This window comes from Desulfosarcina ovata subsp. ovata (assembly GCF_009689005.1).
Classification (GTDB): Bacteria; Desulfobacterota; Desulfobacteria; order Desulfobacterales; family Desulfosarcinaceae; genus Desulfosarcina; species Desulfosarcina ovata.
In genome coordinates, this window is the sequence record NZ_AP021879.1 from 2,086,910 (window position 1) to 2,103,451 (window position 16,542).

At 48.6% G+C, this 16,542-nt stretch carries 13 protein-coding genes; 11 read left to right on the forward strand and 2 right to left on the reverse strand.

The genetic code is table 11. The features are described 5' to 3' along the window. The first annotated feature begins 5 nt into the window (after positions 1-5). The 11 genes from GN112_RS09490 to GN112_RS09540 all read left to right on the forward strand — a co-directional run bounded on the left by GN112_RS09490 (position 6) and on the right by GN112_RS09540 (position 14,215). Positions 6-779 carry a hydrogenase iron-sulfur subunit gene (locus GN112_RS09490; protein WP_155309990.1) on the forward strand — a complete coding sequence of 258 codons (774 nt, stop codon included), beginning with the start codon at positions 6-8 and terminating at the stop codon, positions 777-779. A gap of 47 nt (positions 780-826) precedes the next feature. After that, entirely contained in the window at positions 827-1,279 is a 453-nt protein-coding gene (locus tag GN112_RS09495) for an NADH-quinone oxidoreductase subunit NuoE family protein (RefSeq protein WP_155309991.1), read from the forward strand. Positions 1,280-1,288: 9 nt separating this feature from the next. Continuing rightward, complete coding sequence (locus tag GN112_RS09500) at positions 1,289-2,935, forward strand: (2Fe-2S) ferredoxin domain-containing protein (RefSeq protein WP_155309992.1); 1,647 nt, start codon at positions 1,289-1,291, stop codon at positions 2,933-2,935. A 111-nt stretch (positions 2,936-3,046) separates the two neighbouring features. Then, positions 3,047-3,655 carry a 2Fe-2S iron-sulfur cluster-binding protein gene (locus GN112_RS09505; protein WP_155309993.1) on the forward strand — a complete coding sequence of 203 codons (609 nt, stop codon included), beginning with the start codon at positions 3,047-3,049 and terminating at the stop codon, positions 3,653-3,655. 502 nt (positions 3,656-4,157) lie between these two features. Then, positions 4,158-5,423 (forward strand): IS4 family transposase, encoded by a 1,266-nt coding sequence (locus GN112_RS09510; RefSeq protein WP_155308364.1) that lies wholly within the window; start codon positions 4,158-4,160, stop codon positions 5,421-5,423. Positions 5,424-5,626: 203 nt separating this feature from the next. Further along, the gene (locus GN112_RS09515) at positions 5,627-7,621 is read left to right on the forward strand and encodes an aldehyde ferredoxin oxidoreductase N-terminal domain-containing protein (protein ID WP_155309994.1); all 1,995 of its coding nucleotides are present in this window, start codon (positions 5,627-5,629) and stop codon (positions 7,619-7,621) included. A 32-nt stretch (positions 7,622-7,653) separates the two neighbouring features. Continuing rightward, positions 7,654-8,187, forward strand: a complete 534-nt coding sequence (locus GN112_RS09520; RefSeq protein WP_155309995.1) for a 4Fe-4S dicluster domain-containing protein — start codon at positions 7,654-7,656, stop codon at positions 8,185-8,187. A 552-nt stretch (positions 8,188-8,739) separates the two neighbouring features. Continuing rightward, positions 8,740-11,877 carry a CoB--CoM heterodisulfide reductase iron-sulfur subunit A family protein gene (locus GN112_RS09525; RefSeq protein ID WP_155314187.1) on the forward strand — a complete coding sequence of 1,046 codons (3,138 nt, stop codon included), beginning with the start codon at positions 8,740-8,742 and terminating at the stop codon, positions 11,875-11,877. Positions 11,878-11,933: 56 nt separating this feature from the next. After that, positions 11,934-12,776 carry a hydrogenase iron-sulfur subunit gene (locus GN112_RS09530; RefSeq protein ID WP_155309996.1) on the forward strand — a complete coding sequence of 281 codons (843 nt, stop codon included), beginning with the start codon at positions 11,934-11,936 and terminating at the stop codon, positions 12,774-12,776. A 3-nt stretch (positions 12,777-12,779) separates the two neighbouring features. After that, positions 12,780-13,343: a 4Fe-4S dicluster domain-containing protein gene (locus tag GN112_RS09535; protein ID WP_155309997.1), complete on the forward strand. Its 564-nt coding sequence runs from the start codon at positions 12,780-12,782 to the stop codon at positions 13,341-13,343. Further along, the gene (locus GN112_RS09540) at positions 13,340-14,215 is read left to right on the forward strand and encodes a CoB--CoM heterodisulfide reductase iron-sulfur subunit B family protein (protein WP_155309998.1); all 876 of its coding nucleotides are present in this window, start codon (positions 13,340-13,342) and stop codon (positions 14,213-14,215) included. Before GN112_RS09535 ends, GN112_RS09540 begins: the two co-directional genes overlap by 4 nt. A gap of 367 nt (positions 14,216-14,582) precedes the next feature. On the opposite strand, the gene GN112_RS09545 is transcribed toward GN112_RS09540, so the two are convergent. Next, positions 14,583-15,338: an IclR family transcriptional regulator gene (locus GN112_RS09545; RefSeq protein ID WP_155309999.1), complete on the reverse strand. Its 756-nt coding sequence runs from the start codon at positions 15,336-15,338 to the stop codon at positions 14,583-14,585. Positions 15,339-15,512: 174 nt separating this feature from the next. Then, positions 15,513-16,316 (reverse strand): amidohydrolase family protein, encoded by an 804-nt coding sequence (locus tag GN112_RS09550; RefSeq protein WP_162458860.1) that lies wholly within the window; start codon positions 16,314-16,316, stop codon positions 15,513-15,515. Between the last annotated feature and the right edge of the window lie 226 nt (positions 16,317-16,542).

Sequence of the window (16,542 nt, forward strand, 5' to 3'; positions counted from 1 at the left end):
CGACAATGAGCGCAGCACGTGAGTTCAGACCGAAAATCCTCGGCTTTCTTTGCAACTGGTGAGGTTATTCCGCTGCGGACCTGGCTGGAGTTTCCAGACAACAATATGCACCGGATATCAAGATTGTTCGCCTCATGTGTACCGGCAGGGTTGACCTCGCCTTCATGCTCCGCGCATTTTCCAACGGAATGGACGGGGTGTTCATCGGCGGCTGCTGGCCGGGCGAATGCCACTACCTGACCCAAGGCAATTACAAGGCCCTCTTTTTGATGAACCTTTGCCGCAAACTGATGGCCCATATCGGCCTGGATCCCGAACGCCTGCGGCTGGAGTGGATTTCGGCCTCGGAGGGAATGCGCTATGCCGAGGTGATGAACGATTTCTCCAAAACCGTCAAAAACCTGGGCCCCCTCGGCGTGGGCGAAGGCGTGGACGAGGCGACGCTGAAATTCAAACTTGAGGCACTTACCAAACTGGTGCCCTACATTCGACTGGTAGAACGGGAAAAACTGAGGGTCGATTTTAAAACCGTCGAAGAATACACTGAGTTTTTCGCCAGCGAAACATTCGACCGGATTTTCAAGGACATGATCATCAGCAAGTTCGAAACCAGCCAGATCTTGTCACTGCTCAAGACAAACGCCTTGGATACCGGCCAGATTACGGAACAATTGGGCCTGCCACGGACCGATGTGGCGGAATACCTGAACGATTCGGTCAGGCAGGGCTTCATCGATTTCGATCCAAGCAGCAATCGCTTCGCGACGATCCAGTATTGATCAACGCGTAAGCAGTCGAAGCAACACACCAACAATAGGACAGGGCCATGGATACCAACAAAATCGATCAGATCATTGACGACCATCAGGGCAAACCCAGTTCCTTGATTCACGTGCTCATGGAAATTCAGCACGTCAATCACTGGCTCCCCAGAGCCGTCCTTAAAAAGGTCAGCGACAAACTGGAGGTTCCGTTCAACCGAGTCCTTCAGGTGGCGACCTTTTACAAGACCTTCAGCATGATTCCCAAGGGGAGCCACGAGGTTCATGTCTGCATGGGAACGACCTGCCGGATGCGCGGCGCCTCAAAGCTTTTGGACAAGGTCAAAGACGTAATCGGCGTCGAGATCGGGCAAACCGACGCGGACATGAAATACAGCCTGGAAAATGGCAGTTGCCTCGGTTGCTGTTCCCTGGGGCCCGAGATTATCGTCAACGGCAAACACCATACCCGGGTTAAACCGGAGAAGGCTGAAGAAGTATTCAATACTTATGCGTAAGGGAAAATTATGCCAAGGATAAATTCACCTGCTGAACTGGAAGACCTCAGGAAGGGGATCCTGTCACACAAAGCACCTGATAAGCCCTGTATCGCGATATGTGCGGGAACGAACTGCCTTGCGCTCGGTAATCAGGAAGTGATCCGTGCCTTCAAAGAAGAGCTGAAAAAACAGTCGCTGGAGGACAAGGTCGACATCAGGGCCACCGGTTGCCACGGCCTCTGCGAACGGGGTCCCAACGTCCTGATTTACCCCCAAGAGGTCTATTACATCGAGGTCAGCCCCGAAGATGTTCCCGAAATCATCGCCGAAACGGTGCTTGGCAAAAAGGTCATCGATCGTCTGCTTTACACGGATCCGGATACCGGGGAAAAAGCGGTCCATCAGTCCGATATCCCTTTTTACAAAAAACAGACCCGTATGATCATCAACACCAATACGATGATCGACCCCAAGCGTATCGATGACTTTCTGGCCATTGGCGGGTACAGTGCCCTTTCCAAGGCACTTTTCGAAATGACCCCCGAAGCGGTTCTCGACGAAATCAAAAAAGCCAACCTGCGCGGCCGCGGCGGCGGCGGTTTCCCTGCCGGCCTCAAATGGGAAACGGCACGCAACGCCCCCGGCGATCAGAAATATGTGATCATCAACGGTCACGAGGGCGAGCCCGGTGCATTCATGGACCGTGCCATCTTTACCGGCAACCCCCATAATGTCCTCGAGGGCTTTATCATCGGTGCCTATGCCATCGGTGCCAGCCAGGGCTTTATCTATACCCGGCACGATATGCCGCAATTGAAAGAGAATATTTACACCGCACTGGCCCAGGCCGAGGAGTACGGGCTTTTGGGTGACAATATTCTCGGCTCCGGATTTAATTTTCACATCGAGGTCCATTTTGACGTGGGCATCTTCGTTTCCGGTGAATCCAGCGCACTGATGCGATCGATCGAAGGCAAAAACCCGGAGCCGAGACCCAAGTATATCCGTACTTCGGTGAGCGGGATATGGGACAAGCCGAGTAATCTGAACAATGTGGAAACATGGGCCAATGTGCCACAGATCATCAACAAGGGGCATGAATGGTACACCAGTATCGGCACCGAACGCAGCAAGGGTACCAAGCTCGTCTCCGTGTCCGGCCATGTCAATAACACGGCGGTCGTGGAAGTTCCCATGGGAACAACCCTTCGGGAGATTGTTTTCGATATCTGCGGCGGCCTGCCCAACGGTAAAAAGCTGAAGGCCGTCCATTTCGGCGGTGCCATGGGCGGCAGCATCCCCGAGAACCTTTTGGACACGCCCCTTGATTTCGATGCCCTTTCCGGCCTCGGTGCAACCATGGGCGCCGGTGGCATGCTGGTCCTTGACGAAGATACCAGTATGGTTGAGATGACCCGCACGTTGCTGGACTTTCTCAGCAAAGAATCCTGCGGCAAATGCGTACCCTGCCGGGAAGGTGTCCGGCAGATGCTCAAGGTATACAACCGGCTCTGCGAGGGCAAAGGCAAACCAGGCGATATCGAACTGCTCGAAGACCTGTGCGATGTATCCAAGAAAGCGTCTTTGTGCTCACTGGGCAGAACCGCTTACAGCCCGGTGGCGAGCACGTTGCGTTTTTTCCGTGAGGAATACGAGGAAAAAATCGTGCAATAACGATGTTTGGATGGGTTCCGCTTGCGGCAAGAGATGGTATTTCCGGCAGCTCCTGTTTTTTGTCCGATACCCGTGAACCAGCAAGAACAAAAGCCATAGAAGGTTAATAATATGAGTGAAATCCTTTTGCAGATCGATGGCAAAGAAGTCAAAGCAACGGAAGGCATGACCATTTTGGATGCAGCCAAAAGTGCCGGGATTCACATTCCCACACTCTGCCACCACGAAAAGCTGGAGCCGTACGGGGGATGCCGGCTCTGCACGGTCGAAATCGAAACGCGTGGCCGGTCACGACTGGTTGCGGGATGTCTTTTCCCGGTACAGGCCGACCTGATTGTCAGGACCCGCACCGAGGAAGTCGACAAACTACGCAAAACCATCATCGAACTGTTGATGGCCCACGCGCCGGACTCATTCGAACTGCTTGCCCTGGCCGAGGAATACGGCGCCGACCGCAACCGTTTTGAAAAGGAGTCCTCCTTTTGTTTGCTCTGTGGTCTGTGTGTGCGCTATTGCAATGAAGTCAAAAAGAAAAGCGCGATTACCTTTGTGGACTGTGGGGCGGAGAGGCAAATCAACTTTATTCCTGAGATTGCCGCCCAGGAGTGCTGGAATTGCAAGGAATGTTTCCCCCTTTGCCCGACATCGTATCTCCAGGCTGCCTATTTTCTTACCGAGGCGCTTGCCTTTCCACGGGCCAAGGAAGTGCCTGCCAAATAAAAGACCATCTTCAGCCAGGGCCGCCCATCCATCACGGTCCGCTGACACCGAATAATGGGTTTGGCGGGAGGTGAACGACAAGTTCCCTCCCCTACCCGCCTCGACTGTTTCCCCTCGCCATCTATTTTTCCGCCCATCCCGCTTGCCTGTATTTATGGTACGCAATCACCAACTCTTTCGCCGACACCGGCGAGTCCCAACTCGTATCGACCAGAAAAAACCAAGCTTCCGTTTTAAGCAACCCGGTTGTTTGCAACAGCATCCTGTCGTCACCCTTCTATATTTATCTATACAGAGAAAAAAATCGGTAAGCGACTTAATTTTTTATTGACATGTAGCTATTATGTGGCTTAATCGTATCTACAGATAGATAATTACACAATACTGTTCGGCATATATATTGCCATAACATCCTGTTATTAAAATAAAAAATAGCACTGGACAAAAAGATCGCTTTGTGTTTTAATCATGGTGGGTACAATTAATTAATCAGGAGGTCTCCATGAGCGAACACATCGACAAAAATGTTTTTCAAACAATTCTATCACCGGTGCTACCATTGATTGAGGTTAATCAAAATAGTCTCCATAATGATTTGGACACTTACAAGCTTTCATTATCATCGTTCACCACAAATTTGCTTTTTGGAATAATAACCAGAATTAAAAGCGTTGGACAAATCGTCACTGAGATCAAAACATCACCAACTGCTAAGGCATTAGGATTGGTCGTCGCATCGAAGTCTATGTATAATGAAGCGTTTAATCGTTATCCCCCAGAAATATTTAAAGATATATTCCATCAGTTGGTAAAAGAATTGGATTTGCATAAAATTCCGGAAATCAGTCATCTTGGAAAAATGCTAATTGTAGATGGTTCGCTTTTTCCGGCCATTTCCAATATGGCATGGGCTTGTTACAAGAAAACCGCTAATGCGATCAAAATGCATTTATCTTTTGAACTCAACCGAATGATTCCAACCGAATTTATCAGTACGGAAGGTAACTTTTCCGAAAAAGAATTTGTTAAGCAAATTCTTCGCGAAGGCATTACATATGTCTGTGATCGAGGCTATATCGCTTTCAATCTGTTCAAGCAGATATCCGACAGCAATGCATTTTTTATTATTCGCGGAAAGTCGAATATGACGTACACTGTAAAAGAGTGTCTCACTGCCACCGTACCGGATACATTCTTGAAATTTTTCAGTGACATCACAGATTCAAATATAATATTCAATAGCGATGAAAACAAAGCAAGTTATCGTATTGTTAGCTTTACGGCTATGGGCGAAAACTACATTTTGATCACAAACAGAAATGATTTGACAACTTACGAAATTATAATGCTTTACGCTTACAGGTGGCAAGTGGAACTTTTTTTTCGCTTCATAAAAAGAACCTTCAAGGGAATTCACTTAATGAGCCAATCTCCTCATGGCGTACAGATACAATTCTACTTGTATATGATTGCTTATCTATTGTTATTATCATTCAAACAAGATACGGAAATAATAAGCAGAGAAAATGAAAAAGATGAGCATGAATCTGAAGAAAATAATAAGAACGAAACCTTGCTAACTTCATCTTCATGCTCCAATTCAAATGCAAAAAGACCATATGTTTGCGGGTTAGTAACTCTTCTTGGAGAAAAATTAAAACAGTTTTATAAAATTGGTCTTCACTGGTTATTAGCAGTAAAAAATAATTTGTTAGAAATATTTGATGTGAATATCGCCAAAGTTATTGCTCAATACTCTTATCAATGAATGTGCCGAACAGTATTGATAATTACATCACCTTTAGCGTCCGGTATTGATCGACCGTTTTTGCGATTGTTTTTTTCAATCGCCATTTCTGAATGTACGCCGGGCACCACGATCACCTTGCGACTGGTGCAGATTCATCGCTAAGCCCAGGAGTTACCATTTAGCTGGCCACGAATTCAGGTAATTTAGAAGGGGAAAAAAAAATGAGGTACGCTGAAACTGGATTTAATTTAGAAATTGATCTGTCCCGCGGGAACATCGAGCGGGTGGCAACAGACCCGAAGGATACCGAGTTGTACCTGGGGGGACTGGGCACAAACGCCAAAATCCTATGGGATCGGGTTCCACCGGAAGTCGACCCCCTCTCGCCGGAAAACCTGCTCATTTTCAGCGCCGGACTCCTTTGCGGTACACCGGCGACCGGCTGCAATCGAACCATTCTGTCCACCATTTCCCCTCAGACGAAACTCATGGCCTTTTCCATGATGGGGGGATTCTTTGCACCGGAGCTGAAGTATGCCGGCTACGACAAGGTGATCCTGCGCGGCAAAGCCCCGAATCTGGTCTACATCTGGATCAATAACGACCAGGTGGAAATCCGCGACGCGACGCACCTGCATGGCAAAGGCGCCGTCGAGACCGCCGAAATCATCAAAAAAGAACTGAACGAACCCAAAGCCCAGGTGGCCGCGATCGGCCTGGCCGGTGAAAACCGGGTCTTTTATGCCTCGGTGGAGCAGGGGCGCTCCAGCGCCAGCCGCGGCGGAATCGGTGCGGTGATGGGCAGTAAGGGTGTCAAGGCTGTCGTCGTGCGGGGAACCAAAGACATCAACCTGGCCCGCCCCGAGGCGTTCATCTCGCTCTGCAACGAAGTTCTCGAATATATCAAATACCGCGAAGACCATCCCATCCCGGGGGTGATGCCCATTCTGGCCGGTCTCGGATCTCCCCAGGAGATGCAGGTCCACGATGAAAAATGGCACACCGAAAATTTCATGTGGGGCAACTCGCGGACCCGGCGCAAGGGATTCTGGACCGATGAGGTCGCCGATTCGTGGAAAGAGACGATGGAAACGGCCCAGACGCGCCTGATCAGTTGTTTCAACTGCCCGATGAAATGCGGCGCGACCATATCCGTACCAGGCCTGCCAACCTACATGATGAAATGCTTCACCAAGCTGACTTACACCATGGGCGCCTTCTCGGATCTGCAATTCGGCCTGAGCATCGCCCAGAAAGCGACTGAATACGGGTTGGACGGGTTTTCGACGCCTCAGGTCATGGCCTTTGCCCTTGAACTGCTGGAGAACGGCATTTTGAGCGATGAAGACTTTCCGGACATGCCCGATGACAACGAAGGTCGCTTTTACTATCTGCTTGACAAAATCGTCCACCGCGAGGGCATTGGCGATGTGCTGGCCGACGGCACCTACTGGGCGGCCCAGGCGATCGGTAATGGCGCCGAAGAATTTGCCCATAACACCATCAAGAAGCATGAACAGCTGCCGCTCAAGCTTTCCATGCTGAACCCGATCTATTTCCTCATGTACGCCACCGGCGAGAAGATGAACATTACCCAGATCGAAGGGCAGTTTCCCCAGGCGCCTTTTCCAAAAATGGAGCAACGCGAAGCCTTCGTCAAGGATTGGATTCAGGTTCCCGACGAAAAATTCAAACAGTACTTTCTTGGCTGGGAACCCCGCGGCGAGAACTCGATCCCCTATTATCCGACCGTCCAGATGACCTGTGACATCGTCGACTGGCAGGAGCAGATGCACTACATCGACGATGCCCTGGGCCAGTGCGCCGGTCTCTCTTCATTCCCCCTGAAACCGCCCTATCATATCCATAACTATCCCAAGTTCATCTCCGCCGGTACCGGCATCGACATGGATGAAGCCAAACTGACCCAGGCGGCCAAGCGCTACCGCACCCTGGTCAGGGCCATCAATATCCGCTGCGGCATGCGCCGCAAGGACGAAGCGCCACCGGCCAACCACTGGAAGAAACGGTTTCCCGAGCTGGAAAAAGAGCTTCTGGACACGTACTACCAATTCAAAGGCTGGAACAATGACGGTATTCCTACGAAAGCGTCCTTGCATGACTTGGGCTTGGATTACGTCAGCGAAGACTTTATCAAACGGGGAATCCTCACCGAAAACGGGGATGCACCGGCCCAAGAGACTTCAGCGGAATAGGGACGACATTTAGCGAAGGGGAGACAACCGTCATGGCTGAAAAAACAAAGAAAATCATCAAGACCTTAAAAATCGATGTGAACAAATGCAATGGCTGCCGGGCATGCGAAGTGATCTGTTCCGCCTTTCATGCCGAGCCCAAATACAGCAGCAACAACCCGGCAAGGTCGCGTATCCGCATCATCCGTGATCCGTTCAGGGATATCTTCGTTCCCGTTTATGCCGGTGAATACACCCCGGCGGAATGTGCCGGCCGTGATAAATACATGATCGACGGCAAGGAATACGATGAGTGTTCCTTTTGCCGCGCCTCCTGCCCTTCCCGGCCCGAATTCAAGGAACCCGATTCCGGCCTGCCGCTGAAGTGCGACATGTGCGAGGGTGAAGACGAGCCCCTGTGCGTCAAATGGTGCCTCGTTGACGCCCTGACCTACGAAGAGAGGGAAGAAGAGGTCGACGAGCAGGAAGAGCAGGAAGAGATGGAGGTCAGCCTGGAGGCGCTGGCCAACAAATATGGTTTGCAGAAAATGATGGAAACCTTCGCCCGCATGGCCCAAAAGGACTGACAATCCACCTAAGGATCGGGAATTTTATTAATTAAACGAAATTGCTTGTTCTTGCGTCCGTCTTCCGCGTTGCATCAACGGCCACATACTCCCGGTATGCAACCCTTGATGCGCCTTGAAGACGAACACAATCCCGGCGCAGTTACGTTCAATTAATTTCATCCCCGATCCTAAGGAAAAGGTTTCGAAGAGACCGGGGAATTTGTAGAATTGTTGTAACTACTTAGTACAAATCGGAAAAAAATGAAGCCGGATTTTTCTTGACAAATTATAGGGAACCCCATATATCCATGGTACAGTTACTTTGCAGCTCTTTTGTAGCCATAAATGACCCGGGTGATCGATAGCGGCGGCACTGGGCCGCAGCGACTCGAGGTCAACGCCGGATCGACCCACTCGGCGGGAACGATCCGGCTTGGCATTATTCTCAGGCCGAACCGCGTCCCTTTTGTTCCGTCCCGACGGGCCGGAAAATGGCTTTTGGGGGATGATTGATCCGGGGTGCGGCCTTGCATACAACGACGAGGTAATCGAAAAGTGGGAAACGAACTGATTCCAGAAACCGTTTTGCAACAAAGCTTCAACCAATTGGGAAACCGCAATTTTGCCGATGTGCTCGTTGTCGGCGGGGGGATCAGCGGCATTCAGGCTTCCCTGGATCTTGCCACCGCCGGTTTCAAGGTATGTTTGGTGGAAAAAGCCCCGAGCATTGGCGGCCATATGGCCCAACTGGATAAGACCTTCCCGACCAACGACTGTTCCATGTGAATTTTGGCACCCAAACTGGTCGAGGTCGGCCGGCATCCAAACATTGAAGTTCTTTCATATACAGAAGTGAAAAGCGTTGAGGGAGAGGCAGGGAACTTTACGGTAGTATTGAACAAAAAACCCCGATATATCAATGAGGACACATGCACGGGTTGTAATACTTGTGTTGAATATTGTCCTGTAAATTATCCTGATCCGTATAATCAGGAAATATCGCCCAATAAAGCGGTTCATATTTATTTCGCACAGGCTGTTCCCCTGGTAGCCTATATTGACGAAAGCTGTCTGTATCTGAAGGAGAAAAAATGTCGTATTTGTGAAAATGTATGTAAAAATAATGCGATTAATTTAGAGCAGGAAGCCGAGAGAATAAAAATAGAAGCAGGCGCGATAATCCTTGCTCAGGGCATCGAACCATATGATGCCAAGCTGAAAGCAGAATACCGTTACGGTCAATATGATAATGTTGTTACCAGTATGGATTATGAGCGTCTGTTGTGCTCAACCGGTCCGTATGGCGGTGAAATACTTCGCAAGACAGATCTGAAGCATCCGCATAAGATAGCATGGATTTCATGCGTAGGATCCAGACAGGCTGCAGAAGGTGGAAACAGTTACTGCTCCGGTGTTTGCTGTACTTACTCCCAAAAACAGGTGATTCTTACAAAAGATCATGACGCAGAAGCGGAATGCGTCATATTCCATAACGATATTCGTTCTTTCGGAAAGGACTTTGAGCGCTTCTACCAAAGGACTGAAAATCTTCCGGGTGTTCGATTTATTAAAAGCTATGTAACAATAAGCAAGGAGATGCCTGAAACCAAGAATGTCACCATTAAGTACTGGACGCCTGAAGATGGAATAATTGAAGAAGAGTTTGATATGGTGGTATTAAGTGTGGGATTGACTCCTCCTGCCGATGTGAAAAATATTGCAGATACATTCGGCATCGAACTCAGCAATCATGATTTTGCAAAGTTAGACTCCGCCAATCCCATACAGACCACCAAGCCGGGTATATTCGTAAGCGGGGGCTTGCAAGGCCCATTAGATATTCCGGAATCCGTATTCAGCGCCAGCGGCGCCAGTTCACAGATTGGCGAGTTGTTGGATTACAGACGTGGTAAGCTTTCCAAGGAAAGAATATATCCGGAAGAAAAAGATGTAACCAACGAAGAACCGAGAATCGGCGTTTTTGTTTGTCACTGCGGCGCCAATATCAGCAGGGTTATCAATGTTCCTGATACGGTTGAATACTGTAAGCAATTGCCATATGTCGTTCATTCTCAAGAGCAGATTTTTTCATGCGCAACAAACTCTGCTAAAGAGATAACGGATATGATACTGGAAAAAGGATTAAACCGTGTAGTTGTGGCTGCGTGCTCACCGAGAACGCTTGAACCTTTGTTTAGAGATACGCTTCGTGAGGCAGGACTTAATCAATACTATTTAGAAATGGCGAATATCAGAGAGCATGATTCCTGGGTGCATTCAAAAGAAATGGAAAGTGCACTGGCTAAGGCAAAGGATATTATCAGGATGTCAGTGGCCAGGGTTGCTCGGTTGGAGCCATTGCAGGAATACGATTTGCCGGTAAACAAAGCGGCGCTGATTGTTGGCGGTGGTGTTGCCGGCATGACAACCGCTCTTTCTATTGCTGATCAGAAACACGAAGTTTATCTTATTGAAAAAGAAAAAGATCTTGGTGGTACAGCACGAAATATTCATTCAACTCTGGACGGCATGGATGTTCAGGCTTACCTGCATGATTTGATCCGGAAAATATATGATCATCCATTGATCCATGTATATCATAATGCAACGATTACCCAGGCTGATGGTTACATTGGTAATTTCGTAACCACGGTAAAATCCGATAGAGGTGAAGTAGAGATAAAGCACGGTGCAACGGTTCTTGCTATCGGTGCTGATGTTTACACGCCGACCGAATATCTGTATGGCCAGCAGGAGGCGGTAGTAACCCAGCTTGAACTGGAAGACAGGATAGCCAAAAGAGATGAAAAACTTGTCAATGCCCGAAATTTGGTAATGATTCAGTGCGTTGGATGCAGAAACGAAGATAGAAATTACTGCAGTCGTGTATGTTGCAGTGAATCCGTAAAAAATGCGCTTGAGTTGAAAAAGATCAATCCTAGAATGAACATATATGTTCTGTATCGAGATATCCGGACATATGGATTTAATGAGGATTATTATAGGGAGGCAAGAGGCAAGTCGGTAAGGTTCATCCGCTACCTGCCGGATGATAAACCCGTGGTTGAAACAACCGGCAAAGGATCCCTGAGCGTTACCGTAACGGACCAAACCTTAAAGAAAAAGGTAACCATCGATGCGGATGTACTTTCTTTGGCAGCTGCGGTTATTCCCTCAGAGTCAACCAAAGAACTTGCCGGGTTATTCAAGGTCACACAAAGCCCTGACGGTTATTTTAAAGAGGCTCATGTAAAGCTGCGTCCGGTCGACTTTGCGACGGATGGTGTTTTTCTTTGCGGCATGGCGCATTATCCTAAATTTATACAAGAAACAATCAATCAGGCCTATGGGGCCGCAGGCAGAGTGTTGACGCTGCTTTCCCATGATATTGTAACGGCATCCGGATCTGTATGCGTCATAAACGAAAAGAGTTGCATGGGTTGCGGGGCATGTGTTGAGTTGTGCAGTTACGGCGCCCTTAGTCTTACAAAGTCCAAAAAAGGCGATAAAGCAGCGATTAATCCTGTTCTTTGTAAAGGGGATGGCCTTTGCAATACAATCTGCCCAACGGGCGCAATTTCGCTCAAGCATTTTACAGATGAAGAGATATTCTCAGAAATTGATGCGTTAACCAATGGAGAGCAGGAGGCTGTTGAACAAAGTTCTGCTATAGAGCAGGAGGCTGTAGAACAAAGTTCTGCGGCATAGATGGATACAAATTACTTACTATCCATAAATTTGAAACCTAATGTAAGGTGGGTACGATGAATACAGATTTTAAATTCAAGCCGAAAATGTTGTGTTTTGCATGCAATTGGTGAGCTTACGGCGCTGCTGACCTTGCTGGAGTTTCCAGACTACAATATTCAACCGATATGAGAATTCTTCGTGTCATGTGCTCGGGGAGAATTGACATGGCACATGTACTCAGAGCGTTTTCAAATGGAATGGACGGCGTATTTATTGGCGCCTGTCATTTAGATGAATGTAATTATGTCACTCATGGCAATTTTATTGCTAAAAACATGGTTCTTCTGTTTAAAAAGATCATGGAACACATCGGACTTAATCCGGATAGATTAAGAATGCAATTTATGTCTGCTGCGGAAGCCAATGTGTTTGCTGAATCAACCAACAGCTTCATCAAAACAATCAAGGAATTAGGCCCCCTTGGTAAAAATGAAGGATTGGATGATGAGGAGATTCGGTCAAAACTGGCGCAGGTTGAAAAACTGCTTCCCTATATAAAAATAGCGACAAAAGAGAAGTTGAAAAAACGATTAAGTCAGGATGAATATGAAGGCTATTTTACAAAAGATGAGATAGCCAGACTTTTTGATGAAGCGCCGTCATATTATATTCAACCTGACAAGTGCCAGGCATGTATGACTTGTGCAAGAAGATGCCCTGCTGAAGCGATTATCAGCGTTAAAAAGGAAGTACATGTAATTGACCAGGACAAGTGTATAAAATGCGGAACTTGCATCGAAGTCTGCCCGACGAAGTTTTCGGCAATAACAAAAATTGTCGGTCAACCCGTCCCTCCGCCTCCTCCTGAAGGCAAAAGAGCCATTGTCAAAAAGAGTAAAGAAAAGGAGGCTGCATAGACCATGAATGAAGCAGCGATCAATATACATGAAGACAGCGTCAGGTTCACGGATGTCGTGTCTGCTGTGGGAGGGGTGGATGTCAGCTACTGCTACCAGTGCGGCAAATGTGCTACCGGTTGCCCGGTCGCCCATGAAATGGATTTGGTGCCGACACAGCTGATGCATGCAATTCAGCTGGGATTAACAGACGTTGTCTACAAGAGCAAAACGATGTGGTTGTGTGCCTCATGCCTGACTTGCACGACACGTTGTCCTCAGGAGATAGATATTGCTGAGACGATGAATACGATCAAAATTATGATGCTTCGCAACGGAAAGAAGCCACAGATCCCGGATGTACTTAAGTCTAACAAATGCTTTGTTCAGAACCTGAATTGGTTTGGGCGTCTTTATGAACTGGGTATGGTCGGCATGCTTAAACTAAGGACAGGGAAATTTACAGAGGATATGGCCATGGGGATAAAGATGCTTAAGAAAGATAAGTTCCATCTCATTCCCGGATTTGAAGGCGCCGGAGCAGTGCACAAAATACTTAAACGAGTGAAAAAACAGGAAAAGTCATGAGATACGGTTATTATCCGGGATGTTCCCTTCATTCGACGGCACAAGAGTTTGATCAATCATTAAAAGTTGTTTGCGATAAGCTGGGCGTTGAACTGGTAGAGCTTGACAAATGGGTTTGTTGCGGTGCCAGTGCTGCTCATAACATTTCGCAACTTATGGCAATCGCATTGCCAATGGCCAATCTGGCGATTATGCCTAAGATGGGGTTGGAAGAAGTTATCATTCCATGTGCAGCATGTTTTTCGAGGTTCAAGATAGCTCAACACAGTGTAAAAACGGATAAAAAGATTAAAAGAGAAGTGGTGGAAGTAATCCATAAGGATTGCAACGATGAGGCAAAGGTCATTCATCCATTAACGCCTTTTTCTCAAAAGCCATTGATTTCCAAGATCCCAACTCTTGTGGAACGCGATCTCTCAGAACTCAAAGTGGCATGTTATTATGGATGTCTTTTAACCCGGCCTCCAAAAGTGACCGAATTCGATTCGCCCGAATATCCGATGTCCATGGACAATGTACTGCGAGCAAGCGGTATTACTACCGTTGACTGGCCGCATAAGACGATTTGCTGCGGTGCTTCCTTTGCTCTTTCCAAACCGGACGTTGTTGTGAATTTAAGCCACAACGTGATACAGGAAGCCAAATTGGCAGGGGCGGATGCTATTGCGGTGGCATGCCCGATGTGCCATGCCAATCTGGATACGCGTCAGGATGATATGGAAAAGAAATTTGGCACACATCCTCAGATGCCGATTTTGTATTTCACTCAGCTGATGGGTTACAGTTTCGGAATATCGCCAGCGGAACTTTATATTCATAAACACCTGACGGCGGCAGAAAAGATCTTTGAGAAGGTCGGACAGCCTGCATAATTACGATCCCGATTTCGATAACGAAAAGGGCTGTTAGGAAACGCGGTTAGTTTCAGTTTGAAAAACCCTGCAGCATGTTTGCTGCAGGGTTTTTTTGATATTTGAATCGGCCGCAGGATGACCGTATTTGGAACATAAAGGGTAAAACCGATGACGACATCCCCGTTATCCTGAAGAATGACGTTCCATCCAGAAAGTGGCGACAAAACTGGGCGATATCGCCGCCAACGAGTGCTGGAACTGCAAGGAGTGCTTCGAACTCCGCCCCACGGAAGCCCTACAGGCCGCTTATGTGCTGACCACGGCGATGAGGCCAGCATCGCATTTAACCCCCAGGTTGCACAACATGGCGTGCAGTGCTGTTTGCCTACAGCCGCTGATTAATGTCCAGGGCAACCTGCTTCAATAGTGGATTCAGATTTGGAACAGCCGCCTTGGAGACCTGCTGTTTCAATCCTACCGCCCAGATCGCCGCTTCGATCTTCCGGCCCTTGCACCGGATGGGCACGCCGACAGCCACCATGCCTTCGATATACTCTTCCCGATCAAAGGCAAGTCCCTCTTTGCGGACTTTTTCTATCTCGGCCTTGTAGAGACGCTTCTCGGAAATGGCCTTGGGCGTATATTTCCTCAATGTGACACCGTCGAGCAAGGCATCCACTTTTTCATCGCTGAGCAGAGAAAGCATGGCCTTGATCCCCGCACCCGCCAGGACCGGCATCTGCATGCCGATCTCTGAAGAAATCTTGATGTCATGGGCGGAGTCGACCTTGTCAATCAAGACGGCCCTGAGTTCGGACCGTATCCCCAGAAAAGCGGAGAGCTTGGTTTCCCGATTGATTTTTTCTAAAAAGGGACGGGCTACCTGGATCAGCTCGGAACGTCTGCCGGATGCATTGCCCAGTACGTAAAAGCGCGTCCCCAGGCCAAATTTTCCATCATCCAGCCCTTCGAGCACATCCAGTTCAATCAGCGTGTAAACCATGTTGAAAACAGTGCTCTTGTTCAGCGTCAACTGTCTGGAGATATCGCTGATCCCCAGAGGCTTTTCCGTTTTTGTCAGCAACTCCAGAATGGCAAAACATTTTTCGACCGCCGGTACGCGCTTAAATGCGGGTGGCATGATCAACTCCTATCGTTCTATATAGAGAAATTTGGGATTTTATATCTAACGGCCTTATAAAGGTCAAGGGGAAAACAGAGGCGGCAAAATAAAAAACGATGCCGTATTCGGCGAGGAACACAATAAGCGATATCTATATCACGTTAGGGAAAAATCCGGCAACCTTTTTATCGGCTATTTTTTTCGAGGGCCCAACATCAAATCGGCCGCATTGCCTCCGGCGATCTTCTCCTTTTCGGTTGCGGTCAGAAAAGGAAGGTCAAGCAGATAGTTCAACTCCGCCGCCTGATCGGTAAAGGGGCTGTCGCTGCCAAAAAGGATGCGTTCGATGGGGTGCTTCCGAAAAAACCGTTTGAGGGTTTCCGTCTCCATGATCCGGAGCACGAAAGCGGTGTCCAGGTAGATATTTTCGCCCAGCAGACAGGTCTCGGTTTCCTCATAGTTGTCCTCCCCGCCCATATGCGCAAGAATCATCACCATCTGCGGAAACTGGCGATGGATTTTGAGCAACCGCTTCGGCATCGCGTGGACGGGGGGAGGCAATCCGCGATCCAGTCCGGCATGAAACAAAACCGGAATCCGCACCTGTTGGGCGGCGTCGTAGAAGGGGTACATGCGCGGATCATCCACGTAAAAGCCCTGGTAGTCGGGATGCAGCTTGATCCCCTTGAACCCTTGGGTTCGAAGGGTGTTGAGATAGTCCGGAGTCACCGGAAAATCGGGATGCACCGTCGCCAGCGGCAGGACATTAGGCCGGCGGCAGTTGAGCAGCCAACGATTGACGGCATTCACATTTTTCTTTTTGGTGGTGATGCGGCTGATCAGCGAGAGTCCGATTCCGGCGCTTTCCATGCTGCGAATCAGGCCATCCAACATCCCATTGGTATAATGGGGAATATTCCCCCGCTGCAAAAGATCTTGCAGAACCAACGGCGCTTTTCTACGTGGAAAAATGTGGGCATGGGAATCGATGAACATATCTCTTCTTATACTGGGTGAAGGGGCTGCCCGGTGCCGCAGCAATCTTTTCCAGGCCACCATCACTGGCGGCACTCAACGACAAAACGTTTTTTAAAGGCATTTCAACCAAATGTCTATACCGAAAATAAACGGTTTGGCAAAGATGCCCAAGGGGACGCTGTGCACCCACGCCTGCCTGGACGTCGGCATCGTGCCCCATCCATTTACACTAATCCGAATTTTT